The organism is Serratia sp. CY29653, assembly GCF_052169255.1.
GTDB lineage: Bacteria > Pseudomonadota > Gammaproteobacteria > Enterobacterales > Enterobacteriaceae > Serratia > Serratia sarumanii.
Genome location: NZ_JBJNLC010000004.1, coordinates 72005 through 94551, shown reverse-complemented (window position 1 = coordinate 94551; position 22547 = coordinate 72005). Strand labels below are relative to the sequence as shown.

Sequence of the window (22547 nt, the reverse complement as noted above, 5' to 3'; positions counted from 1 at the left end):
TCAGCCGATGCCTGCCTGATGCAGATCGTGCAGGTTGAGCGCCCCCACCAGCACGCCGTCCATATCGACCACCGGGGCCGCGCTGATGTGCTGTTCGTGCAGCGCCTCCAGCGCCTCGCCGGCGCGCCACTGCTCCGGCAGCCGATAGCCCGGGCGGGTGATTGCCGGGCTGAGCGGATCCTGCAGGCTGTTGCCCTTCACCAGCCAGCGGCGCAGGTCGCCGTCGGTAAACACGCCCACCACCCGCTGCTGCGCGTCGCAGACCGCCACTAACCCGAGCCCGGTGCGGCTCAGTTCCAGCATCGCTTTCATCACGTTGGCGCTTTCGCTCACGCGCGGCAGGCGATCGCCGGTGCGCATCAGGTGATGCACGCGGTTCAACAGGCGCGCCCCCAGGCTGCCGCCCGGGTGCGAGCGGGCGAAATCTTCCGCGTTGAAACCGCGCTGGCGCATCAGCGCCATCGCCAGAGCATCACCCATCATCAGCGTGTTGACCGCGCTGGAGGTCGGTGCCAGCCCCATCGGGCAGGCTTCGCGCTCGACGCCGATATCCAGCACGCAGGCGGCGGCCTGCGCCAGCGGCGACTCTTTGCCGCCGGTGACGGCGATCACCGGAATGCCGTTCTCCGCCAATAGCGGCAGGATCAGATCCAGCTCTTTGGCGCGGCCGGAGTAGGAGATGAACACCACCACGTCGTCGGCGCCGATCATGCCGAGATCGCCGTGCAGCGCCTCCGCCGGGTGCACAAAGAACGACGGCGTGCCGGTGCTGGCCAGCGAGGCGGCGATTTTCTTGCCGATGTGGCCGGATTTGCCGATGCCGGAAATCACCGCTTTGCCGCGGCAGTTCAGCAGCAGTTCGCAGGCGCAGATGAAGTTGTCGTCCAGGCGCGCCAGCAGGCGTTGCGCTTCGGTCAGCTCGATCTCCAGCGTTTCGCGGGCGAAGGCGAGCAGGGCGTTGGCGTTACTCATCGGGGTCTCCTACCAGAAGGATATTGATGCCTTTCGCCTGCAGCGCGGCGAGGTAATCGGGGTTGATGTCTCGGTCGGTGATCAACGTGTCGACGGCGCTGAGTTCGCACACCACGTTCGGGCTCTTGCGGCCGAATTTCGAGGAGTCTACCAACAGAATAATGCGGCCGGCGGCTTCGCACATCGCTTTGCTGACGTTGTGCACTTCGTTGAAGGTGGTGACGCCGGCGTTGAGATCGACGCCGTCCGCGCCGATAAACAGCTTGTCGAAGCTGAACTGCTGAAACGCCGATTCGGCCAGGCTGCCGTGGAACGAGGCCGATTTTTTGCGGTAGGTGCCGCCCGGCATCAGGATGGTCTGATCGTTGTCCAGCTCCACCAGCGCGTTGACGATGGTCAGGCTGTTGGTCATCACCGTGATGTTATTGAACTGCGCCAGGTGCGGCACCATCTGCAGCACCGTGCTGCCGGCGTCGAAGATCAGCGAGTCGCCGTCGGCGATCAGCGCCACGGCGGCGCTGGCGATGTGGCGTTTTTTCTCGGTGTTGATATGGGTTTTGCGGTCGATCGGCTGATCGCCGTCGTCGCGGCTGAGCACCACGCCGCCGTAGGTGCGGATCACCTCGCCTTCTTCTTCCAGCAGGGTGAGATCCTTGCGGATGGTGGTGCCGGTGGTGGAGAAATGCTCGGCCAGGGCATCCACTGCCGTTTTGCCGTGCCGCTGCAGATATTCAAGGATAGCGGCCTGCCGCTGCTTTGGTTTCATCGCGATTCCCGTTCACAAGAGTTGGGCATTTCCCCTCGCTGAATAATTCACTATGAAAGGTAATGTCTTTTAATGTGAAAATATCACGATTTGGGTTCAATCGCTAACGATAGTGCAGACTGGCATGCGCGATCCTCGGGGAAGATCACATCCGGGCGCAAATCCCGCTGATGCAAACCGTGCAATCGAGGCAGCGGGCGGGGCCGGGCGAAAACGGTCAGGCCGCGCAGCAACAGGCTGCCGCACACCCGTCGCTCGGCGTCGAAGGCCAGCGCCAGCACCACTCGCGGGCGGAAACGGCCGCCGGAACGGCCGACGCCGACGCCGACGGCGCCCAGCCGGCACAGGCCGTCGAAGGCGCGGTTGAAGCGCTGCAGTTGCCACCAGCCAAAGGCGATTTGCAGCAGCCAGGCCAGCAGCGCGAAGGCGATCAGAGCTTGAGTCATGGGGTTCTCCTTAGGCCCCCTTCCGCCGAAGGGGGCGTCGATGGCGTCAGAACATCACCTGGCCGCCGGTGATGTTGATCGATTGGCCGGTGCAGTAAGAGGCCTTGTCGCTGGCGTAGAACAGCAGGGTGTTCAGCACGTCCTGGTAGTCGCAGCCGCGCTTCAGCGGCACCTTGTCGATGTAGTACTGCTCCACCTGGTCCGGCGCGATGCCCAGTTTTTGCGCGTACTGCGGCAGCAGCGACTGGAACATCGGCGACTTCAGCAGGTTGCCGAGCATCAGCGAATGCACGGTAATGCCGTATTCCGCCAGATCGAGCGCCAGCGACTGCGTCAGCCCCACGCCGCCGAACTTGGCGGCGCTGTAGCCGGAGTTGTGCTTGCTGCCGACCTTGCCGGACTTGGAGTTGATCTGAATGATGCGTCCGGCGATGCCGTCGCGGATCATCAGGCGCGAGAACTCGCGGGCGCAGAGGAAATAACCCACCAGGTTCACCTGCAGCGAGCGATCGAAGTCGCCCAGCGGGAAATCGGTGATCGGCGCCGCCTTGGCAATGCCGGCGCTGTACACCAGCAGGTTGGCCTGGCCGAACGCCCGGTCAACCGCCGCCGCCAGCGCCATCACGCTCTGTTCGTCGGTGGCGTCGGCCTGAAAACCGCAGGCGCTGCCTGCGCCAAACGCTTCGTTGATCTGCTGTGCCACCTGATTGGCATTGTCGGCGTTCAGATCGGCCACCGCCACCCGATAACCGGCCTGCGCCAGCCCGTGGGACAAAAAGGCGCCTAACGTTTGGCCGCCGCCAATCACTACAGCTACTTCAGACATGGTCTACTCCTTATGCGATAAATGACAGCGTGCTGCCCAACGGGATATCGGTCGGCGTCGGGCCGGATACGTGGATCGAGCCGGGGAATTCGGCTTCGGCTTCGCCGTCGAAGCGCACGGTGATGTGGCCCAGCTCGCGCAGATTCTGCGTGGCGACGCTGCCGACGGCGGTGATGGCGTAGCGCCGCTGCGCCAGTTCCATCACGCCGCCGACCTGCAGCTCACCGGCGGTCGCGCCGTGGCGGTGGATGAAGCAGAACTCTTCGATATCCGCCGGCGCGCCTTCACGGAAGGTGATCAGCATGTTGTCCAGCAACGCGTCGCGGGCGCAGCCGCCGATCTGCGTGATGGTGGTGTGAAAAATGGTGTGCATAAACGTCTCCCAGGAAATCAGCTTATTGATAAATGAAGGCCGAGGCGGCCCAGGCGATCAACACCGTCGGCGCGCCGGTCAGGAAGCGGCCGACCAGCACCGAAGGCACGCCGACCCGCACGGTGTCCTGCTTGGCTTCCGCCAGCGACAGGCCGACCGGAATGAAGTCGCAGGCGGCCTGCGCGTTGATGGCGAACAGCGCGGGCAGCGCCAGCTGCGGCGGAATATGGCCGAGACCGATCTGCACCCCGACCAGCACGCCGATCACCTGGGCGATGACCGCGCCGGGGCCGAGGAACGGCGACAGCAGCGGGAATGAGCAGATCAGCGCCAGCGTCACCAGGCCGATCGGGCTGTTGGCGAGCGGCGTCAGGCCGTGAGCGATAAAGTCCCCGAGGCCGGAGGCCATGATTATGCCGATCAAGGCCGAGACGAACGCCATGAACGGCAGGATGGTCTTCAGCACGGTGTCGATGGTGTCGCGCCCGGCCTGGAAGAACACCGCCACCACCGATCCCATGCCCATGCCGACCTTCGCCAGCAGCCCGTCGCTTTGCTCGGTGATCTTCTTGCTGGTGTCGTAGTCGCGCGCCTTGGGCGGCGCTGCAACGGTGGCGGCGGGTTGGCTATCTGCCGCTTCGATTCGGCTGATGTTGTGGTCGCGCACGCCGGAGACATAGATGTCTTCGAGGATAAACTGCGCCAGCGGGCCGGACTGGCCGGTGGCGTGGATGTTGACCGTCGGAATGCGGCGTTTCGGATACAGGCCGCAGCGCAGGGTGCCGCCGCAGTCGATCACCGCCACCCCGATCTCTTCCGCCGGCGGTTCACCTTCTTTGAAGCCGTCGACGGCCGGCCAGCCGGTCAATTCGCTGAGGCGATCGACGATCGAAGGTCGGGTGCCGGCGGTGATGTACACCACTTTCTTGCCGGGCTCTATCGGCAGCTCCAGGGGGCCGCCCCAGCCGCTGGCGCCTTTTTCAATACGAATATAAGCACTCATGCTGCACTCCACGAATTAAAGTTGCACCTGGCGATCCAGACGGATGCCCATCTTGCGTTCGAACAGGCTGGTGGTGAGATCGGTGACCCAGCCGCGGAAGAAGTTGGTGAACAGCCCCACCAGGAAATAACTCACCGCCAGCGGGCCGAGCGGCAGGCCGAGGGTGGTCAGGCCGCTGGCGATGCCGAGGTAAACGAACAGTTCGCCCGGATTGATGTGCGGGAACAGGCCGTTCATCGAGTGGCAGCTGTAGGAGGCCGCCGCGTAGTAGCTCGGCTTGTATTTCTCCGGCATGAAGCGCCCCAGGCTGAGGGTCATCGGGTTGCAGAAGACAAAGGTGCCGATCAGCGGCAGCAGCAGATAACGCGACACGGGGTTGCCCGCGCAGCGCTGCGCCAATCGTTCGATACGTTCCTGGCCAACAAATTTGATCAGCGCGTTCATGATAACCAACAGGCTGATCAACAAAGGTAAAATGCCGGTCACCATGCCGACAAACACTTCACCGCCTTTCTGAAACAGGCCGATAAACCACTCGGCGCCGTGGGTGATTAGCTCAATCATTATGTTCTCCTGTAATGGACTGATATGGCCTGGAGCGAACGGCGGCTCTGTCGCCATGGGCCTTACAGTAGTCACTTTGTTGGGCCATTTGTTTTAAATAGATCACAATTTGAAAGATAAATATTTTATTTTGAAAGTTTAAAGTGAAAGAAAGATAAGGTCTGTGGCATGAGGGGGAGAGCGCGGGCACAAAAAAGCCCGGTGAACCGGGCTTTGGGGAGGGGGTATACGGAAATCGCCGTTGTTAGCGTGTTTCTGTTACTGCTCGAGAATCTTTTGTATTGTCTCTACGGAAGCACCGTTTCTTTCGGCCGTTTGGGCCAGTTCTTGCTTTTGTTTGTCTTTTTCAGCGATTGCCATATCTTTGGCGGCGGCTATCGCGGCCAGGAAAATTTCTTTTTCCGTCGCGGTGAGCGGGCCTTGTAGTCTGGCTTCGCAGACGCGATACAACGTATCGCGGATAAAATTTACCGTGGTGGTGCGCCGAGCCAGATCGACTACGGCGGTGCTGAACTCTGCATCGCCACTGACTTTTTGAATTTGTTCCGTGCTCATTTCAGCTTTCAGCGCGGCAATAACGGACTGCGCGACATCAGGCGGTGGAGCCACGCAGTACTTGATATTTGAGTCTGCGGGAATATAAATGGCGCTGCTTCTTGTTGAGTCATAGTCAAACCAATACGTTTCTCCAGGTTTCAACTCATGCCTAGAGGCCGGAGATTTAAATAGCGCGCAAGACGATAGCGAAAGGATGAGCAGGGAGATGATTACAATATTGACTTTCATGATGGCACCACCATAAAAATGTGGATTAACTAGCGTAAAATTTAGCCAAAAGTCCATAAATAACAATGAACTATAATAATTATTAATGCGCTAAGTTTTTGTGTTTTCGGAAAAGGTGGGGAATTTGAAATTTGATAAGGTTAACTTTCAATCTTTAATGATTTATGTCGTTCTCTTTCGCATATTTGGAATAAAAAAAGCCCAGGGAGATTAAATAAAAACCAGCTCTTATTTTTGCTCATAAAATACATTCGGTTGCATTATTTCCTTGTCAAGACCTCCCTCGATGCACAAAAAAGCCCGGCGAACCGGGCTTGAGGACAGGCGGTCCGTCACATCAGGCGATGGTGACCTTCTTGTCCAGGTAGGCGTCTTGCACGGCGTTGATCAGCGCCACGCCGTCTTTCATCGATTTCTTGAACGCCTTGCGCCCCAGGATCAGGCCCATGCCGCCGGCGCGTTTGTTGATCACCGCGGTGCGCACCGATTCCTGCAGATCGTTCTCACCGGCGGCGCCGCCGGAGTTGATCAGCCCAGCGCGGCCCATGTAGCAGTTGGCTAACTGGTAGCGCACCAGATCGATCGGGTGATCGGTGGTCAGCTTGGTGTAGACGCGATCGTCGGTATAGCCGAATTTCACCGCGCGGTAGCCGCCGTTGTTTTCCGCCATTTTCTGTTTGACGATGTCGGCGCCGATGGTGGCGGCGATGTGGTTGGCCTGGCCGGTCAGATCGGCGCTGGAGTGGTAGTCCACGCCGTCCTTGTTGAATGCCGGGTTGCGCAGATAGGCCCACAACACGGTGACCATGCCCAGCTCATGCGCGCGCTCGAAGGCGATCGAGATCTCTTCGATCTGGCGGCGCGACTGCTCGGAGCCGAAGTAAATGGTAGCGCCGACCGCCACCGCGCCCATGTTGAACGCCTGCTCGACGCTGGCGTACAGGGTCTGGTCGTACTGGGTCGGGTAGCTCAGCGTTTCGTTGTGGTTGAGTTTGACCAGGAACGGAATTTTATGCGCGTAGCGGCGCGATACCGACGCCAGCACGCCGTAGGTGGAGGCGACGCAGTTACAGCCGGCTTCAATCGCCAGCTCGACGATGTTCTTCGGATCGAAATACAGCGGGTTGGCGGCGAACGAGGCGGCGGCGGAGTGCTCGATGCCCTGATCGACCGGCAGGATCGACAGGTAGCCGGTGCCGGCCAGGCGGCCGTGGTTGAACAGGGTTTGCATAGAACGCAGCACGCTGTTGGGGCGGTTGTTATCGATCATTACGCGGTCGACGAAGTCGTCGCCCGGCAGGTAGAGATTCTCGGCGGGGATAGTGGTACAGCGGTGTTGCAGCAGATCTTCCGCTTCCTTTCCTAGCAACTGCACAATATCAGTCATGATTCACTCCCGATTAAGCTTCTTCATACACCGGCAATGCAAGGGTTTTTGACCACCGGCGCAGTAAAAAAGCGGTGATTGAAGCTGTAAAGCGATACTACCGAACTGGATCCGGCAAGGACAAACAATAGATGCGATTGAGAGGAAATGCCATTTGCGAGGCCAAATACGCGGGGACGATCGCCCCCGGCGCGCTAAACGATTGATTATTCGATCTCGAACCACTCGGTGTTCTGCTGGGCAATCGGGGTGATGGAGTAGATCATCTCCTGCAGGTGATCGTGGATGGCGCGCTCCGCCGCCTCGGCATCGCGCGCTTTCAGCGCCTCGTAGATGCGGTAGTGCTGCTTGATCAGGCTCTCCGGCGGCGAGACTTCGCTCAGGCTGAGGAAACGCACCCGATCCATGGTGGCCTTGATGGTTTCGATGGTCTCCCACGCCAGCGGGCAGTCGGCGAACTGGGTCAGCAGCTGGTGGAATTCGTCGTCCAGCGCCAGAAACTCGCGCGTTTGCCCGTTCTGCGCCGCCAGCGCCTGGCGGTGCAGGTTATGCTCCAGCGTCATCAGCTGCGCCGGGGTGGCGCGCTCGGCCGCGCGGCGCACGATGGCGCATTCCACCGCCTGGCGGATAAAGCGCCCGTCGGCCACGCGCTTGGCGGAGATTTTCATCACGAAGGTGCCGCGTTGCGGCAGGATCTGCACCAGGCCGGCCTCCGCCAGCTTGATGAAGGCTTCGCGCACCGGCTGGCGCGAAACGCAAAAGCGCGTAGAAATCTCTTTCTCGGACAACAGGGTGCCGGGGGGGATGGTGCAGTCGACGATATCCTTGCGCAGGAAGCGATAGATCTGTTGGTTGACCGGGACGTTGTTGGTGAGACTGTACGTTTCAGACATGGCGACAATCAGGCATCTGGCTGGAATTCGAATGCCACCATACTAGCAGATTATTGGTTGAGGGCGGGTGGATAAATCCACCCGCCGGGCAGGGTAATTCAGTGATGCCAATCCTGATATTCCTGCTTGCGCCGCCCTGGCGCGGTTTCCGGCATCAGGCTCAGGCCGATGGCCGACACCACGCCCAACACCATCATGTAACCCGCCAGCCCGTAGTAGTGGCCGCCGGTCACCTGCAGGATCTTCACCGCCAGCAGCCCGAGAATGCCGCTGCCGATCAGCGATCCGATCTGCCAGATCAGCGCGATGCCGCTGCAGCGCACGCGGGTGGGGAACAGCTCCGGGAAGTAGGAGGCCTGCGGCGCGTAGCACATACTGTGGCCGAAGGTCAGCACCACGATCATGGCGATCTGCGTCACCCAGAAATTATCGAGGTTGATCGCCATAAAGAACGGCACGATGCACACCACCTGCAGCAGCGCGCCGGCGATGTATACCGGTTTTCGCCCAACCCGATCGGAGAGGCGGCCCATCAGCGGAATGGCGAAAATCTCCAGCAGCACCGCCACGATCATCGCCTCCAGCAGAATGGTTTCGTTGAGGTGGTTGGCCTTGCCGTAGGCCAGCACGATCACGGTGAACATGGCGAAGGCGCAAGCTTCAATCAGCTTGGCGCACACCCCTTTGCCGATAAGGCCGGGGTAGCGGCGGGCCACTTCCACCACCGGCCGGCTCTCCACCGCCTTGGTGGCGCGGATCTGGGTAAACACCGGCGACTCGTCGATCTTCAGGCGAATAAACAGCCCGACGATCACCAGCAGCAGGCTGAGCAGGAACGGAATGCGCCAGCCCCAGTCCAGCATCTGCGCCGGCGACAGCACGGCGGTCAGCAGCGCGAACAGCCCCGATGGCAGCAGGAAACCGGCGGGCGCGCCGATCTGTACCCAGCTGGCGTAGAAGCCGCGCCGCGACGGCGGCGCGTATTCGGCGGTCATCAGCACCGCGCCGGCCTGTTCGCCGCCGACGCCGAAGCCCTGCAGCACGCGGATAAAGATCAGCGCGAGCGGCGCCCAGATGCCGATCTGCTCATAGGTGGGCAGCAGGCCGATGCAGAAGGTGCCGAGGCCGACGATCAGGATGGTGATCACCAGCGCCTTCTTGCGGCCGACCTTGTCGCCGATGTGGCCGAACACGATGCCGCCCAGCGGGCGCGCCAGGAAACCGACCGCGTAGGTGGCGAAGGCCGCCAGCGTGCTGATCAGTGGATCGGCGCTGGGGAAAAACAGCTGGCCGAAGAACAGCACCGCAGCGGTGCCGTAAGCGAAGAAATCATAATATTCGGCGGCGGTGCCGATGGCCGAAGCGCTGGCGACGCGCCGCAGCAGCGGTTGATTGCCGGTATTGACGGCGTTATGCGTGGTGACGGTCATCGGAAACCTCCCAGTCGGTAAGCGGCAGAGCGGCGACGGCGGCTTTGGCCCCCAGGCTCAGCAGTTGATGATAAGCGTGGCTGACGGCGCGGACGAAGTCAGGCGAGTCGGGCAGATCCTGGCCGAAGACGCTGTCGAGCTGCAGCAGCGCCAGGACGCGGGGCCGGCCTTCCTCGCTGCCGGCGACCAACGCGACGATGGGGTCGCGCAGCGGATCGCTGATGTCGATCGGCGCGCCTTGCCCATCGCGGCCGCCGACGTAGCGCATCCAGCCGGCGACGCCCAGCGCCAGGCAGTCGAAGCGGCTGCCATGCGCCAGATGCCAGCGGATCGCGTCCAGCAGCCGCTGCGGCAGCTTTTGCGTGCCGTCCACGGCGATCTGTGCGGTGCGGTGCTTCAGCGCGCGGTTGCGGAAACGCCGCAGCAGCGAGTCGGCATACTGCGCCAAATCGACGTTCGGCACCTGCAGGGTCGGCGCCTGTTCCGCCAGCATCAGGTGACGGGCGGCGCGGACAAAATCCGCGTCCTGCATGCAGTCGCCGATGTGCTGATAACCGGCCAAATAGCCGAGGTAGGCGAGGAACGAATGGCTGCCGTTCAGCATGCGCAGCTTCATCTCCTCGTACGGCAGCACGTCGCTCACCAGCTCGGCGCCGACCTTTTCCCAGGCCGGGCGCCCCTGGGGAAAGCGATCCTCAATGACCCACTGGCTGAACGGCTCGCAGGCCACGCCGACCTCATCCTCGACGCCGCCCAGGCAGGCAAACAGCTGCCCGCGGGCTTCCTGCGTCATCGCCGGCACGATGCGATCCACCATGGTGGAAGGGAAGGCGACCGCTTGACGCACCCAGTCGGCCAGCGCCGGATCCTGCCGCTGCGCCAGGTCGAGCAGCACCTGGCGCGTGACCCGGCCGTTGGCCGGCATATTGTCGCAGGACATCACGGCGAACGGCGGCAGCCCGCGTTCGCGGCGCAGGCGCAGCGCCGCCAGCAGCAGCCCCGGCGCCGACTGTGGCCGTGCCGGGTGGGCGATATCATGCGCGATCGCCGGGTGTTCCGTCATCAGCCGGCCGCTGGCGGGCTGGTGGCAATAGCCCTTTTCGCTGATGGTCAGCGAGACGATGGCGATCTCAGGCTGCGTCAGGGCCGCCAGCACCGCCGCCAGCCCGTCGGTTTGCAGGTGCAGCGCCTGGCGCACCACGCCGATGACCCGGCCCCGCAAGCCGTCGTCGTCCATCTCTGCCACCGAGAACAGCAGATCCTGTTGCTGCAGGTCGGCGATCTTTTGCTGGCCGTGCTGCATGCTGATTTCGCAGTAGCCCCAGTCGCTGCCGTGCTCGCTGGCCAGCCTGTCGGCGTACATCGCCTGGTGCGCGCGGTGAAACGCGCCGAAGCCGATATGCACCATGCGCGGTTTCACGCGCTTACGTGCGTAGCCGGGCCGGAGAACGGCGGCCGGCAGCGCGCTGTGATCGGAAAGTCTCATGTTCAATGTCCCTGGAGAGGTAAGCAAAGGGGCGAAGCCGCCCCGCCTGGCGTTATGGTTTTAAGATTTGCACGCCCGCCGTCGCGCGCGGCGCCTTGATCACCAGCAGCACCAGCAGCGCGCCCAGCGCGGCGACGCCGCCCGCCAGCATAAAGGCGCTGTCGAATTTGCCGGTGTTCTGCACGATGTAGCCGGTGACGATCGGCCCGATGATGCCGGAGACGCTGCCGATCAAATGAATGAACCCGCTGGCGCCGCCGACCCGGGATTTATGCACCACGTCCTGGATGATCGCCCAGTAGAGAGCACCGGTGATGTAAAGGAAGAAGATCGACACCGACATCAGCATCACTGCCGGCACCACGCTGCTGACGGTGCCCGCCAGCGCCACGCACACCGCCGCCGCCAGCAGGCTGGTGACCAGCACGATCTTGCGCGACAGCAGCAATTTGCCGGTGATGTTGAAGATCTTGTCGGAAATATAGCCGCCGAGCGCCAGCCCGACGAAGCCGACGATCCACGGGATCATCGTGGTCAGGCTCATCTCTTTGATGTTCAGGTTGTGCGCCTGCACCAGATACGAGGGGAACCAGCTCAGGAAGAAGAACAGAATGTAGTTGTAGCAGAAGAAGGCGAAGGCGGTGACCAGAATGATCGGCTGCTTCAGGTAGTAACCCAGCCCGTGCGCGGCGTCGCTCAGCGCGCTTTCCTCGCCGAGGTTTTCCTGTTTCAGCCGCGCGATCAGCGCCCGTTCTTCGGCGCTGACGCGCTGGCTTTTCGCCGGGTTATCCGCCACCACGAAGAACCACACCAGCATCCAGACGATGCCGATGGCGCAGATGATCATAAACGCCGGTCGCCAGCCGAACGCCAGCGCCAGATAGCCGACGATTGGCCCGGCCACCGCGCCGCCCAAAGGCGAACCGGCGCTGAGCAGGCCCATGGCGGTCGCCGCCTGCTTCTTCGGGAACCAGCCGTTGATCATCTTGTTGGCCGAGGCGCAGATCGGCCCTTCGGCCATGCCGAACAGGATGCGCAGGATCAGCATCGAGTAAAAACCGGTGGCGATCGCCGTCATGCCGCAGAAGATAGACCACAGACCGACCGCCACGCCCAGCACCAGCGTCGGGCCGAAACGGTCGACCGCCAGCCCGCCGACGAAGTTGAAGATGGCGTAGCCGAAGAAGAAGCTGCCGAAAATCAGGCCGAACTGTTCGGCGTTCAGCATCAGATCCTGTTCGATCATTGGCACGGTGATCGACAGCGCCACGCGGTCGAGGTAGTTGATCATGTAGACCATGAACAGCAGGAACACGATGGTCCAACGCAGGTTTTTAAACATAAAGCGCTCCACTGGGTGTCGTTTTAATCGTGATGCTTCGTTGTTTGCACGGGCGGCGGGTGCCGCCCAATGCCCCGATGCTGCCTTGGCGTTACTCGAACTGCAGCAGCACCTTGCAGCAGGTGCGCTGATCCCGCTCGAACATCAGCATCGCCCGTTCGACGTCGGCGGCGGGCACGCAGTGGGTGAGCAGCCGCTGCGGGTCTAGCTTGCCGTCTGCCATCCAGCCGATCACCTGCGGGAAGCGCGCGCTGTTCAGGCGCGAGGAGAAGATCGACAGCTCCTTGCTGGTGATGCTCTGCTGGGTCAGGGTGCAGGCGTCGCCGGAAAAGCCCATGATGCCGATGCGCGCCGCCGGCGAGGCCAGATTGATCGCCTCCGGCAAAATGGCGGGGTGGCAGGCGGCATCGACGATCAGCGTCGGCTGAATGCCGCGCTGCTGCAGCATCTGCGGCAATGCGGCCTCGGCGTTGTTGAACGTCTCGTCGGCGCCGTTGGCGCGCGCCATGTCCAGCCGTTCGGCGATGCGATCGACGACCCACACCTGCTTGACGCCGTACACGCCTTTCAGCGTCTGGATCACCGTGAGCCCCATCGGCCCGGCGCCGTAGATCAGCGCGATGTCGTCGGGGCGCGGTTGCAGATGGGCGGTGATGTTGGCGGCGATGGTGAAGGGTTCGATCATCGCGGCGTGGCGATCGCTGATGGTGGGCGGAATCGGATAGGCGTTGCGCGCCGGCACGCAGGCGTAGTCGCTGAAGCCGCCGTCGCGGTGCACGCCGATCACCTGCAGCGAGGTGCAGACGTTGGGGCGGCCGACTGAACAGGGATAGCAGTGGCCGCAGCTCACCACCGGATCTACCGAGACGCGTTCACCGAGGCGCGCTGGATCGACGCCTTTGCCCAGCGCATCGATCAGGCCGAAGAACTCGTGGCCGATCACCCGCGGATAGCGGGCGAACGGGTTATGGCCGTGATAGATATGGACGTCGGAGCCGCAGATGCCGGCGAATTTCACCTTGACCCGCACCTCGCCGGCCGCCGGCTGCGGCAGCGCGCGCGTCTGCAGCGCCAGGCGCCCGGGCTGTTCGATCACGACGCTGCGCATGGTGTTTACCAGTTCCATAAGGTGCCATCCTCCAGACGCGCGACCGGCAGGTAGGCCGGTTCATACGGGTAGCGGGCCGCCAGCTTCTCATCGAACTCGATGCCGATGCCCGGCTTGTCGCCCGGATGCATATAGCCGTCGTCGAACGTCCAACTGTGCGGGAACACCTCGAGCATTTGCTCGGAATAGCCCATGTATTCCTGCACGCCGAAATTCGGCACCCACAGATCGAAATGCAGCGCCGCCGCCATGCAGATTGGCGACAGATCGGAAGGGCCGTGGGAGCCGGTGCGCACCTGATACAGCGAGGCGAAGTCGGCGATGCGCCGCATGCCGGTAATGCCACCCGCGTGCGTCAGGGTGGTGCGGATGTAGTCGATCAGCTGTTCTTCGATCAGCTGTTTGCAGTCCCAGATACTGTTGAACACCTCGCCGACGGCGATCGGCGTGACGGTATGCTGGCGGATCAGGCGGAAACAGGCCTGATTTTCCGCCGGCGTCGGATCTTCCATCCAGAACAGGCGATACGGTTCGGCGCTTTTGCCGAAGCGCGCCGCTTCGATCGGCGTCAGGCGGTGGTGCATGTCGTGCAGCAGATGTTCGTTGAAGCCGAACCTGTTGCGCACCGCGTCGAACAGTTTGGGGGTGAAATCGAGGTATTTTTCCGTCGACCACAGCTGCTCTTCCGGCCAGTCGCCCTTGGTGGCCGGCTCATAGGCCTGGCCTTTGCCCTTGGCCATGCCGTAGGTGGTTTTCATACCCGGCACGCCGCATTGAACGCGGATCGCCTTGAAGCCTTGTTCTTTATGTTTGGCGTAGTCGTCGAGCACCTCGTCGATCGAGTGGCCGGTGGTGTGGCAATACACCATCACACCAGAGCGCGAGGCGCCGCCCAACAGCTGATACAGCGGCATGTTGGCGGCCTTGGCCTTGATGTCCCACAGCGCCATGTCGACAGCGGAAATGGCCGACATGGTCACCGGGCCGCGCCGCCAGTAAGCGCCTTTGTAGAAGAATTGCCAGAGGTCTTCGATCCGCTGCGCGTCGCGGCCGATCAGCTGCGGGCAGAGGTGATCTTTCAGGTAAGAGGCCACCGGCAATTCGCGGCCATTTAGCGTGGCGTCACCGAGGCCGACGATGCCGTCATCGGTGGTGATTTTCAGCGTGACAAAATTGCGCCCCGGGCAGGTGACGAACACCTCGGCGTTGACGATTTTCATAACCTTCACATCCTGTAGCTGCGGAGAGATAGCGCGAAAATACGTCATGAACTAACTACCATACAAGTATGATTTGATGAATTTGCCGGAGAGGATCACATTTGATCGCGAGCGGAAGCGGGTAAACGGGGGAAGAAACGGGGCGCAGCGGCTGCGCCCGACAAGGTCAGCCCAGCAGGGCGCAGTTAGGCGGCAGGCGGCATTCGATGGCCTGCGGCAGCACTTCGATGCGGAAATGGCGACCCTTGAGCGGTTCGCCGTCGAGGTTGAAGGTCATCTCATGCGGCGCGTCGATCTCGAGCCACGGCAGCGCCGCGCTGAGGATGCTGTTGCTCTCTTCGTCGTTGAACAGGGCGGCGACCAGCGCCGGCAGCAGCTCATCGGCGATCAGCAGGCGCAGCTGCAGCAGGCCGTCGTTGATCAGCGCGCTGGGGCACAGCTCCTGGCCGCCGCCAGCCTGCTTGCCGTTGCCGATGCCGATCACCAGCGCCTCGCCGGCCCAGCGGAAGTCCGGCCCGCGGATTTCACAGCGGTCGGCCTGCAGCGTATCCATGCGCAGCAAGCCGTGCACGAAGTAGGACACGCCGCCGAGAGCCGCCTTCAGCTTCTCCGGCGTTTCGGTGGTGATGCGGGTGCCGAAGCCGCCGGTGGCCATGTTGATGAAGTAGCGCTCGCCGTTGACCTTCGCCAGATCGATCGGCACCGAGCGGCCCTTGATCGCCAGCTGCAGCGCCTGTTCCGGCGAAGGGGGGATGTTGCAGGCCATGGCGAAGTCGTTGGCGGTGCCGAGCGGCAGGATGCCCAGCGCCGGCCGGTTGTGCGCCGGCAGTTGCACCAGCGCGGCGGCCACTTCGTTGATGGTGCCGTCACCGCCGCCGGCGACGACGGTGCCGACGCCGAGCTGCGTGGCTTCTGCGACATAGCGCGCGGCGTCGCCGTGCTCCCAGGTCACGCGCACGTGCAGCGTGATTTGCTCTGCGCGCAGGCGTTTGACCGCCTGACGCAGCTCTTCGTTACCGGCGCCTTTGCCGTTGATGATAAGCAGGGCGGGCGCATGTGAGTGTTGAGGCATTGCCGATATCCTCCGGCGGAAAACCAAGAATGCCTCAAGATAAACCAGCTGCCGCCACCAGGCCATCAGAATATTCAGCTAATTCTGGTTATTTCCCGGCGTTCAGTGAATAAGAAACAAGGCGAATTTATCTGAATTTTACCCGGAAATAAGCCAGGTTTTAAAGACGAGAGGATTAATCGCTGTAGCGTTATTTATATATCGAAGCGGCGTGATTATTATTATTAAAACGGATAACGGGAATAAGTTATGGAAATCGGCGCGGCGAAAAAAATAGGCGCACCCATAAAGAAAAAGCCAGCCCAAGGGAGATTGGGCCGGCTAAGGAGGTGGTTCCTAGTATTGCTATGCAAATATTTTCGTTGTTCGTTTTAAGCAGCGTGATAGTAACCAAGCTGCGCGCACATTGATGTGATCCAATTCTAATATTTGCTAAAAATCGCCGCCGAATGACGGCGATTCATTTTTATGCCCCGGCGCTATTTTCTTCCGCCAAATTGCGGATCAGCAACGCATAATTGAGATCGATATCCTGCGGGATCGGCAAATAAACGATATGGCCGTTGCCCGGCGCCACCTCAATCGGCTCGCCTTTCTTATTTTGCATGCTCTCGAGGGTGAACACCACGTTGCCGCCCGGCGTCATCATCTCGACGCTGTCGCCGAGCGCGAACTTATTCTTCACGTCGACTTCCGCCCAGCCATCGCGGCGCACGCCGGTGAATTCGCCGACGAACTGCTGGCGCTCGGAGAGCGAGGAGCCGTAGTCGTAATTCTGCTGCGCTTCGTGCACGTGGCGGCGCAGGAAGCCTTCGGTGTAGCCACGGTGCGCCAGGCCTTCCAGCGTCGTAAGCAGAGTCGGATCGAAGGGTTTGCCGGCGGCCGCGTCGTCGATGGCGCGGCGGTAGACCTGGGCGGTGCGGGCGCAGTAGTAGAAGGATTTGGTGCGGCCTTCGATCTTCAGCGAGTGCACGCCGAGCTGCGTCAGACGCTCCACGTGCTGGATGGCGCGCAGATCCTTGGAGTTCATGATATAGGTGCCGTGCTCGTCTTCGAAGGCGCTCATATATTCGCCTGGCTTTTGCGCTTCAGACAGCATGAACACCTTGTCGGTCGGCGCGCCGATGCCCAGCGTCGGCTCGACGGTTTGCACCGGGATCGGCTCGTGCAGGTGCACGATATTGCCGGTGTCGTCCTCTTTGCCTTCCTCCGCTTTGTACTGCCAGCGGCAGGCGTTGGTGCAGGTGCCCTGGTTGGGATCGCGCTTGTTGATGTAGCCGGACAGCAGGCAGCGGCCGGAGTAGGCCATGCACAGCGCGCCGTGCACGAAGATCTCCAGCTCCATGTCCGGCACTTCGGCGCGGATCTCGGCGATCTCTTCCAGCGACAGTTCGCGCGAGAGGATCACGCGGGTCAGGCCCATTTGCTGCCAGAACTTCACCGTCGCCCAGTTAACGGCGTTGGCCTGCACCGACAGGTGGATGTCCATCTGCGGGAAGGCTTCGCGCACCATCATGATAAGGCCGGGATCGGACATGATCAGCGCATCCGGGCCCATATCGATAACCGGCTTCAGATCGCGCAGGAAGGTTTTCAGCTTGGCGTTGTGCGGGGCGATGTTTACCACCACGTAGAATTTTTTGCCCAGCGCATGGGCTTCATTGATGCCCTGCGCCAGATTCTCGTGGTTGAACTCGTTGTTGCGCACCCGCAGGCTGTAGCGCGGCTGGCCGGCGTAAACCGCATCGGCGCCGTAAGCGAAGGCGTAACGCATATTTTTCAGCGTTCCGGCCGGGGAGAGAAGTTCCGGTGTAAACATAGTGTGTCTCGGTCTGATTTCAGGTCAGCACCACGCCACCTGATGGCGCAGTAAAAGCGGGGAATTGTAGCCGCAGCGCGGCAAGAAATCAGCAGTTAACCGGATTTATTCAGGGGAGATTGATCTTGGTCAAACGGAAAATGCGCGGCGGCGGGCCACCGCGCGGGAGAAAGGGAAAGATCAGGCGCTCAAATCGCGGATATCGGTGGTCGGGCCGTTTTTCATCACCGATTGGATACCGTTTTTGGCGGCGCTTTCGGAGCTGTACATTTCGCTGACGCCGATCACCTGATGGTTCTTTGCCTTCAGCACAAAATAGGGCTGATTGCTGGTGCTGTGCTTCAGTTCGTACTGCGCTTCGTGCGGTGAATTGGTCTGCACCGAAGCGATGCCGTTCTCCGCCGAGGCTTTGCTGGCGTACATTTCGCTGGCCAGGATGCTCTCGCCGTTACTGGCTTTCAGGTTGAAGTGGTACTGCCCGTTCTTTGCTTTTTTCAGCTCATAATGACCGATTGCCATGGTTCTTCTCCTGTAGGTTCCGATTCGTGATGTAAGTGTAGCCAATCGCTTGAAAATCGGCGGCTAAACCTCACAGCAGCTTAGTCGAAAAAATGCGCAGTTTTTTTGCGCCGGCGCGGAGTTTTCATTCGGTGAACCTGGCGCCGCACGGGAAGCTAAGGGAAGGCGCGATGATTGCGCAGTGCGCCGCATAACGAGGGGAACAGGGTTTCAACCCGTGAGATAGCGCGTTACTGTTTGGCCGTTTCGTCAATGTGGATAAAAAATGAGCGGTGCATCTTGGCATCGACACGCTACAGGCATATGCTTTGGCCTATGCCTGCTGTGGAGGTGTCTGGATGGAAAGAATCGCAAAGCTGTTTAAAAACGGCAGAAATCAGGCGGTGAGGTTACCGGTGGAATTTGAATTTGATACGGATCGTGTCTATATCCGTCGCGATCGGGAGGGTAACGTGATTTTATCCAAATATCCGGCAAAGCCGGACAGCTGGGCACCGCTGCTGAGCATTATCGCCCAAACGCCGGTGCCGCAAGAGTTTCTTGGCGCGGAGGATCGTCTGCAAGGGGGTGCAGACCGCGATCCATTCTCAGAGGACGAGTAGGCGATGTACATGTTTGATACCAATACCGTCAGCCACTTGTTTCGGCAGCATCCGCAGGTGCTTAACCTCATGGAAAAGCTCCCGCCTTCTGCCGTGTGCATTTCCAGCGTCACGGAAGCGGAACTGCTTTACGGTGTCGCTAAACGGCGGAGCAAGGCGTTGCAAAGCACGGTCGAGGCCTTTCTTGCCGCGGTGACGGTCTATGCATGGGATAGCGAGGCCGCCCGCTGCTACGGTGAAATGCGCGCGAACATGGAGAGAAGGGGCAAAATCATGGGCGCGCTGGATCAACTGATCGCCGCTCATGCGCAGAGCCGTGGTGCGACGCTGGTGACCAACGATCGCGCTTTTACCCTGGTGCCTGGGCTGGCGGTTGAAGACTGGACGCGCTGATTTCCCCCTAAATCCCGTTCATCAGCCGGCAGGGCTCGGCTTCCCAGCGGTAGCCCACGCCGTATACCGAGCGGATAAAGGATTTTTCCCCGTCGATCAGTTCCAGCTTGCGGCGCAGGTTTTTGATGTGGCTGTCGATGGTGCGGTCGGTGACTACCCGGTAGTCGTCGTACAGGTTGTTCAGCAGCTGCTCGCGAGAAAACACGTTGCCCGGCTGGCTGGCCAGCGTTTTCAGCAGGCGGAACTCCGCCGGCGTCAGATCCAGCAACTGCCCCTGATAGCTGGCCTGGAAGCGCGGTTCATCGATGTGCAGCAGGTCATCTTCCCGCGCGTTCTCCTGCGGCCGATAGCTGCGGCGCAGGATGGTTTTCACCCGCGCCACCACTTCGCGCGGGCTGTAGGGTTTGCAGATGTAATCGTCGGCGCCGATCTCCAGCCCCAACAGGCGGTCAATTTCTTCGATTTTCGCCGTCACCATCACGATGGGCACGTCGCTGAAGCGGCGCAGCTCGCGGCACACCGTCAGGCCGTCGGCCCCCGGCAACATCAGGTCGAGCAAGATCAGCGCCGGCGGATGCTGGTGCACGGTCGGCACCACCTCGTTGCCGTTGGTCAGCCAGCGGGTGGCGTAGCCCGCCGCCTGCAGATAATCCACCAGCAGCTGGCCCAGCTTGGGCTCATCTTCAACAATCATGATCTGCACGGGTTGATTCTGAATGTCCATCAGGGCGCCTTATTTTTTATCGGGGTAGCAAGTTCTACTGTAATGCGCACGCCGCCTAAAGGCGAATGCTCGGCGCGGATTTTCCCGTCGTGCGCTTCCACGATGTTGTGGCAGATCGCCAGCCCCAGCCCGGAACCGCCGCTGGCGCGGTTGCGTGAACCCTCCGCCCGGTAGAAACGTTCGAAAATGCGCGTCAGTTGCTGATCGCTGATGCCCGGCGCGCTGTCCTGCCAGTAAAGGATCAGTCTCCCCGGCTGCAGCTCGGCGCCGATCTCCAGCCGGCCGCCGGCGTCGGTGTAACGCAGGCTGTTTTCCAGCAGATTATTGAACAGCTGGTTCAGGCGATCGGGATCGCCGAACAGCGGCGCCTGGGCCGGCAGATGGGTGACGATCTCCAGCCCTTTGGCGCGGAAGCGTTCGCGGAAGGCGGCGACGGCGATCTGCACCAGGTGCACGCAGTCCACCGACGCCTTGCGATAGGCCAGCGCGCCGAGATCGGAGAGCGACAGCTGGTGCAGGTCGTCGACCAGTTTGGTCAAGGTGGAGACCTCGGCCTGCAGCGAGCTGAGCGACGCCGGCGTCGGCTGGCGCACGCCATCCTGCAGCGCCTCCAGCTCGCCGCGCAGCACCGCCAGCGGCGTGCGCAGCTCGTGCGATACATCGGCCATAAAGGCGCGGCGCATCTGCTCGTTTTTTTCCAGCGAGGTGGCCAACTGGTTGAAGTCGTGCGCCAGCCTGCCCAGTTCATCCTGGCTGCTGACCGCCACGCGGGTGGTGAAATCCCCCGCCGCCAGGCGGTGGGTGCCGGCCACCAGGCGCTTGACCGGGGCCAGCATGCCGCGCGACAGCAGCCAGGTCACCGCCGCCGCCAACAGGGTGGAGAGCGCGACGATGATCCAACTGGTGCGCCGCTGCTGGCGATCGAAGTTGATGTCGGTATTGCGCGTCAGGCGCTCGACCGGGGTGGTGAGCACCCAGCCGACGATCTCGTTGTTGTAGCGGATCGGGTGGCGTGGCCCCTCCTTCGGCAGGGGGCCAGAATGCCCGACCAAGCGATTGAACTGGCTGTCCACGACCCAAAACTGGGTGCGCCAGCCCTTGGGCGGCAGGTTGTGGCTGCTGTCGCTGTTCTGCTCGAACGAACGCATGATTTGGTAGACCACCTGATCGTTGTTGCGCAGGAATACCCAGTTGCCATGATGGCTGTACTGTTCCTCCAGCGCTTCGCTCAGCATGTTGATGCGCTGCTCGTTGCTGCTCTTGATGTAATCGATAAAGCCGCGCTCAAAGCTGACGCGCACCCCCCAATGCATGGTGATCAACACCAACATGCAGGTAGCGAAAATGGCCAGGAACAGTTTCCCGGTAATGCCTATCCTCATTGCAACCTCGTTGAGCCGGTACCCGGCTCTTTGGTCAGCGTGCGGTTGGGCGCGCTATCGGCCGGCACGCGCGCGAAGGCGAGCGCGGGCAGAGCGATAATCAACGCCATACAGCAGTAGCTGTAAATAAATGCGCCGTGGATGGCCGGGCTATCGGCCACCACCTGGTGATGGGCGAAGCTGCCGATCAAGATGCCGGCGACGCTGACGCCGAGGCTCATCGACAGCTGCATGACCATCGACAACAGGCTGTTGCCGCTGCTGGCCAGCCGGTCCGGCAGATCTTTCAGCGTCAGGGTGTTCATCGCCGAGAAGCGCAGCGAGTTGACCATCCCCTGGAAGAACAGCACCACCGGCAGCAGCCACAGCCAGCCGAGCATCGCCGCCAGCAGGAAGCTCAGGCTGACCAGCGCCAGCAGCAGCGTGGCGGCCACCAGCACGTTGCGGTAGCCGAAGCGGTTGACCACCTGCACCACGATGCGTTTCATGCCCATGCTGCCGATGATCATCGGGATCATCATCAGCCCGGCGTGGAACGGCGTAAAGCCCATGCCCACCTGCAGGAACAGCGGCGTCATGAACGGCAGCATGCCGCTGCCGATGCGCCCCAGCAGGCTGGCCAGCAGCCCGATTTTGTAGGTCGGGGTGCGCAGCAGCCGCAGCGAGAACAGGGCGCGGCTATTGCCGTAGGCATGCCAAACATACCCCAACAGCGCCGCTACGCCCAGCGCCACCAGGCCGGCGATGGCGCTGCCGGAGAGCCCCATGCCCTTGTGGCCGTCGAGCGCCAGCGTCAGCGACGCCATGCCGATCGCCAGCAGGATAAAGCCGCTGAGGTCGAAGCGTCGGGTCTGCATTTGGTAGTTGGGCATCAGCAGCAGCGTGGCGATGGCGCCTACGATCCCCACCGGAATGTTGATCAGGAAAATCCAGTGCCAGCTGGCGTATTGCACCAGAAAGCCGCCCAGCGCCGGCCCCATCAGCGGGCCGATCTGGCCCGGCAGCGTCACGAAGGTCATCGCCGCCATGTACTGCTCGCGCGGCACGATCTTCATCACCGTCAGGCGGCCGACCGGCACCATCATCGCGCCGCCGATGCCCTGAATCACGCGCGCGGCGATCAGTTCGTTCAGGGTTTCCGAGCGGGCGCAGAGAATGGAGCCGAGGGTGAACAGCACGATGGCGCTGAAAAACACCCGCTGTACGCCGACCTTATCCGCCAGCCAGCCGCTGGCCGGCAGCGTCACCGCCACCGTCAGCACATAGGAGACGATCACCGACTGCATGCGCAGCGGGTTCTCCCCCAGGCTGGCGGCCATCGAGGGCAGGGCGGTGTTGACGATAGTGGTATCCAGCGTCTGCATAAAGAAGCCGAACGCCACTATCCAGAGTTGCCAGCGTACCGTGGCGGTGTGTTTCATCAGCATCGGTCAG

The 22547-nt window shown here is 61.6% G+C and carries 23 protein-coding genes; 2 read left to right on the top strand and 21 right to left on the bottom strand.

Annotation, left to right across the window (positions count from 1 at the left end; all coding sequences use genetic code 11):
* From gutQ to ACJ8HN_RS18535, 18 genes are all read right to left on the bottom strand, one after another.
* On the bottom strand, positions 1–972 hold the full coding sequence (gene gutQ, locus ACJ8HN_RS18620; protein ID WP_442523807.1) for an arabinose-5-phosphate isomerase GutQ: 972 nt from the start codon (positions 970–972) through the stop codon (positions 1–3).
* On the bottom strand, positions 965–1738 hold the full coding sequence (srlR, locus tag ACJ8HN_RS18615; RefSeq protein WP_033635559.1) for a glucitol operon DNA-binding transcriptional repressor SrlR: 774 nt from the start codon (positions 1736–1738) through the stop codon (positions 965–967). The genes gutQ and srlR overlap by 8 nt, the downstream gene beginning before the upstream one ends.
* 83 nt (positions 1739–1821) lie before the next feature.
* Positions 1822–2184, bottom strand: coding sequence for a transcriptional regulator GutM (gutM, locus tag ACJ8HN_RS18610; RefSeq protein ID WP_060436621.1), 363 nt, complete (start codon positions 2182–2184; stop codon positions 1822–1824).
* A 46-nt stretch (positions 2185–2230) separates the two neighbouring features.
* On the bottom strand, positions 2231–3010 hold the full coding sequence (gene srlD / locus ACJ8HN_RS18605; protein WP_041036296.1) for a sorbitol-6-phosphate dehydrogenase: 780 nt from the start codon (positions 3008–3010) through the stop codon (positions 2231–2233).
* A gap of 10 nt (positions 3011–3020) precedes the next feature.
* Positions 3021–3383 (bottom strand): PTS glucitol/sorbitol transporter subunit IIA, encoded by a 363-nt coding sequence (gene srlB, locus ACJ8HN_RS18600; protein WP_021504438.1) that lies wholly within the window; start codon positions 3381–3383, stop codon positions 3021–3023.
* A 22-nt stretch (positions 3384–3405) separates the two neighbouring features.
* A complete protein-coding gene (gene srlE / locus ACJ8HN_RS18595; RefSeq protein WP_033635556.1) occupies positions 3406–4386 on the bottom strand; it encodes a PTS glucitol/sorbitol transporter subunit IIB in 981 nt (326 codons plus the stop codon).
* Positions 4387–4401: 15 nt separating this feature from the next.
* On the bottom strand, positions 4402–4950 hold the full coding sequence (gene srlA / locus ACJ8HN_RS18590) for a PTS glucitol/sorbitol transporter subunit IIC (RefSeq protein ID WP_004941528.1): 549 nt from the start codon (positions 4948–4950) through the stop codon (positions 4402–4404).
* A 258-nt stretch (positions 4951–5208) separates the two neighbouring features.
* Complete coding sequence (locus ACJ8HN_RS18585; RefSeq protein ID WP_033648847.1) at positions 5209–5736, bottom strand: hypothetical protein; 528 nt, start codon at positions 5734–5736, stop codon at positions 5209–5211.
* A 337-nt stretch (positions 5737–6073) separates the two neighbouring features.
* On the bottom strand, positions 6074–7123 hold the full coding sequence (gene fbaB, locus ACJ8HN_RS18580) for a class I fructose-bisphosphate aldolase (protein WP_033635553.1): 1050 nt from the start codon (positions 7121–7123) through the stop codon (positions 6074–6076).
* A 206-nt stretch (positions 7124–7329) separates the two neighbouring features.
* Positions 7330–8016 (bottom strand): GntR family transcriptional regulator, encoded by a 687-nt coding sequence (locus ACJ8HN_RS18575; protein ID WP_033635552.1) that lies wholly within the window; start codon positions 8014–8016, stop codon positions 7330–7332.
* Positions 8017–8114: 98 nt separating this feature from the next.
* The gene (locus tag ACJ8HN_RS18570; RefSeq protein WP_442523806.1) at positions 8115–9446 is read right to left on the bottom strand and encodes an MFS transporter; all 1332 of its coding nucleotides are present in this window, start codon (positions 9444–9446) and stop codon (positions 8115–8117) included.
* Complete coding sequence (locus ACJ8HN_RS18565; protein WP_442523805.1) at positions 9427–10932, bottom strand: mannitol dehydrogenase family protein; 1506 nt, start codon at positions 10930–10932, stop codon at positions 9427–9429. Before ACJ8HN_RS18565 ends, ACJ8HN_RS18570 begins: the two co-directional genes overlap by 20 nt.
* 52 nt (positions 10933–10984) lie before the next feature.
* Positions 10985–12274, bottom strand: a complete 1290-nt coding sequence (locus ACJ8HN_RS18560) for an MFS transporter (RefSeq protein WP_033648844.1) — start codon at positions 12272–12274, stop codon at positions 10985–10987.
* Between the two features lie 91 nt (positions 12275–12365).
* Complete coding sequence (locus ACJ8HN_RS18555) at positions 12366–13382, bottom strand: Zn-dependent oxidoreductase (RefSeq protein WP_442523846.1); 1017 nt, start codon at positions 13380–13382, stop codon at positions 12366–12368.
* Positions 13383–13387: 5 nt separating this feature from the next.
* The gene (gene manD, locus ACJ8HN_RS18550) at positions 13388–14602 is read right to left on the bottom strand and encodes a D-mannonate dehydratase ManD (RefSeq protein WP_047570971.1); all 1215 of its coding nucleotides are present in this window, start codon (positions 14600–14602) and stop codon (positions 13388–13390) included.
* A 166-nt stretch (positions 14603–14768) separates the two neighbouring features.
* Positions 14769–15674, bottom strand: a complete 906-nt coding sequence (gene yegS / locus ACJ8HN_RS18545) for a lipid kinase YegS (RefSeq protein ID WP_033635546.1) — start codon at positions 15672–15674, stop codon at positions 14769–14771.
* Between the two features lie 466 nt (positions 15675–16140).
* Positions 16141–17493 carry a prephenate-dependent tRNA uridine(34) hydroxylase TrhP gene (trhP, locus tag ACJ8HN_RS18540; RefSeq protein ID WP_033635545.1) on the bottom strand — a complete coding sequence of 451 codons (1353 nt, stop codon included), beginning with the start codon at positions 17491–17493 and terminating at the stop codon, positions 16141–16143.
* A 180-nt stretch (positions 17494–17673) separates the two neighbouring features.
* Positions 17674–18012 (bottom strand): YegP family protein, encoded by a 339-nt coding sequence (locus ACJ8HN_RS18535; RefSeq protein WP_033648841.1) that lies wholly within the window; start codon positions 18010–18012, stop codon positions 17674–17676.
* Between the two features lie 338 nt (positions 18013–18350).
* Here ACJ8HN_RS18535 and ACJ8HN_RS18530 point away from each other — a divergent pair, with 338 nt between their 5' ends.
* Both ACJ8HN_RS18530 and ACJ8HN_RS18525 read left to right on the top strand, forming a co-directional pair.
* The gene (locus ACJ8HN_RS18530) at positions 18351–18614 is read left to right on the top strand and encodes an antitoxin (protein ID WP_442523804.1); all 264 of its coding nucleotides are present in this window, start codon (positions 18351–18353) and stop codon (positions 18612–18614) included.
* A gap of 3 nt (positions 18615–18617) precedes the next feature.
* Positions 18618–19007, top strand: a complete 390-nt coding sequence (locus tag ACJ8HN_RS18525; RefSeq protein WP_442523803.1) for a type II toxin-antitoxin system VapC family toxin — start codon at positions 18618–18620, stop codon at positions 19005–19007.
* Positions 19008–19014: 7 nt separating this feature from the next.
* Here the strand turns inward: ACJ8HN_RS18525 and baeR are convergent, their stop codons facing one another.
* Genes baeR through ACJ8HN_RS18510 form a run of 3 tightly spaced genes read right to left on the bottom strand, consistent with a single transcriptional unit; the run spans position 19015 to position 22540 of the window.
* Positions 19015–19731, bottom strand: coding sequence for a two-component system response regulator BaeR (gene baeR, locus ACJ8HN_RS18520; RefSeq protein WP_063990502.1), 717 nt, complete (start codon positions 19729–19731; stop codon positions 19015–19017).
* Positions 19731–21113: a two-component system sensor histidine kinase BaeS gene (gene baeS, locus ACJ8HN_RS18515; protein WP_442523802.1), complete on the bottom strand. Its 1383-nt coding sequence runs from the start codon at positions 21111–21113 to the stop codon at positions 19731–19733. Before baeS ends, baeR begins: the two co-directional genes overlap by 1 nt.
* Complete coding sequence (locus tag ACJ8HN_RS18510) at positions 21110–22540, bottom strand: MFS transporter (protein WP_442523801.1); 1431 nt, start codon at positions 22538–22540, stop codon at positions 21110–21112. The genes baeS and ACJ8HN_RS18510 overlap by 4 nt, the downstream gene beginning before the upstream one ends.
* Between the last annotated feature and the right edge of the window lie 7 nt (positions 22541–22547).

Excerpts from the sequence above, each read along its gene's own strand:
- gutQ (WP_442523807.1), bottom strand. The coding sequence starts at position 972 with ATGAGTAACGCCAACGCCCTGCTCGCCTTCGCCCGCGAAACGCTGGAG.
- srlR (WP_033635559.1), bottom strand. The coding sequence starts at position 1,738 with ATGAAACCAAAGCAGCGGCAGGCCGCTATCCTTGAATATCTGCAGCGG.
- gutM (WP_060436621.1), bottom strand. The coding sequence starts at position 2,184 with ATGACTCAAGCTCTGATCGCCTTCGCGCTGCTGGCCTGGCTGCTGCAA.
- srlD (WP_041036296.1), bottom strand. The coding sequence starts at position 3,010 with ATGTCTGAAGTAGCTGTAGTGATTGGCGGCGGCCAAACGTTAGGCGCC.
- srlB (WP_021504438.1), bottom strand. The coding sequence starts at position 3,383 with ATGCACACCATTTTTCACACCACCATCACGCAGATCGGCGGCTGCGCC.
- srlE (WP_033635556.1), bottom strand. The coding sequence starts at position 4,386 with ATGAGTGCTTATATTCGTATTGAAAAAGGCGCCAGCGGCTGGGGCGGC.
- srlA (WP_004941528.1), bottom strand. The coding sequence starts at position 4,950 with ATGATTGAGCTAATCACCCACGGCGCCGAGTGGTTTATCGGCCTGTTT.
- ACJ8HN_RS18585 (WP_033648847.1), bottom strand. The coding sequence starts at position 5,736 with ATGAAAGTCAATATTGTAATCATCTCCCTGCTCATCCTTTCGCTATCG.
- fbaB (WP_033635553.1), bottom strand. The coding sequence starts at position 7,123 with ATGACTGATATTGTGCAGTTGCTAGGAAAGGAAGCGGAAGATCTGCTG.
- ACJ8HN_RS18575 (WP_033635552.1), bottom strand. The coding sequence starts at position 8,016 with ATGTCTGAAACGTACAGTCTCACCAACAACGTCCCGGTCAACCAACAG.
- ACJ8HN_RS18570 (WP_442523806.1), bottom strand. The coding sequence starts at position 9,446 with ATGACCGTCACCACGCATAACGCCGTCAATACCGGCAATCAACCGCTG.
- ACJ8HN_RS18565 (WP_442523805.1), bottom strand. The coding sequence starts at position 10,932 with ATGAGACTTTCCGATCACAGCGCGCTGCCGGCCGCCGTTCTCCGGCCC.
- ACJ8HN_RS18560 (WP_033648844.1), bottom strand. The coding sequence starts at position 12,274 with ATGTTTAAAAACCTGCGTTGGACCATCGTGTTCCTGCTGTTCATGGTC.
- ACJ8HN_RS18555 (WP_442523846.1), bottom strand. The coding sequence starts at position 13,382 with ATGCGCAGCGTCGTGATCGAACAGCCCGGGCGCCTGGCGCTGCAGACG.
- manD (WP_047570971.1), bottom strand. The coding sequence starts at position 14,602 with ATGAAAATCGTCAACGCCGAGGTGTTCGTCACCTGCCCGGGGCGCAAT.
- yegS (WP_033635546.1), bottom strand. The coding sequence starts at position 15,674 with ATGCCTCAACACTCACATGCGCCCGCCCTGCTTATCATCAACGGCAAA.
- trhP (WP_033635545.1), bottom strand. The coding sequence starts at position 17,493 with ATGTTTACACCGGAACTTCTCTCCCCGGCCGGAACGCTGAAAAATATG.
- ACJ8HN_RS18535 (WP_033648841.1), bottom strand. The coding sequence starts at position 18,012 with ATGGCAATCGGTCATTATGAGCTGAAAAAAGCAAAGAACGGGCAGTAC.
- ACJ8HN_RS18530 (WP_442523804.1), top strand. The coding sequence starts at position 18,351 with ATGGAAAGAATCGCAAAGCTGTTTAAAAACGGCAGAAATCAGGCGGTG.
- ACJ8HN_RS18525 (WP_442523803.1), top strand. The coding sequence starts at position 18,618 with ATGTACATGTTTGATACCAATACCGTCAGCCACTTGTTTCGGCAGCAT.
- baeR (WP_063990502.1), bottom strand. The coding sequence starts at position 19,731 with ATGGACATTCAGAATCAACCCGTGCAGATCATGATTGTTGAAGATGAG.
- baeS (WP_442523802.1), bottom strand. The coding sequence starts at position 21,113 with ATGAGGATAGGCATTACCGGGAAACTGTTCCTGGCCATTTTCGCTACC.
- ACJ8HN_RS18510 (WP_442523801.1), bottom strand. The coding sequence starts at position 22,540 with ATGCTGATGAAACACACCGCCACGGTACGCTGGCAACTCTGGATAGTG.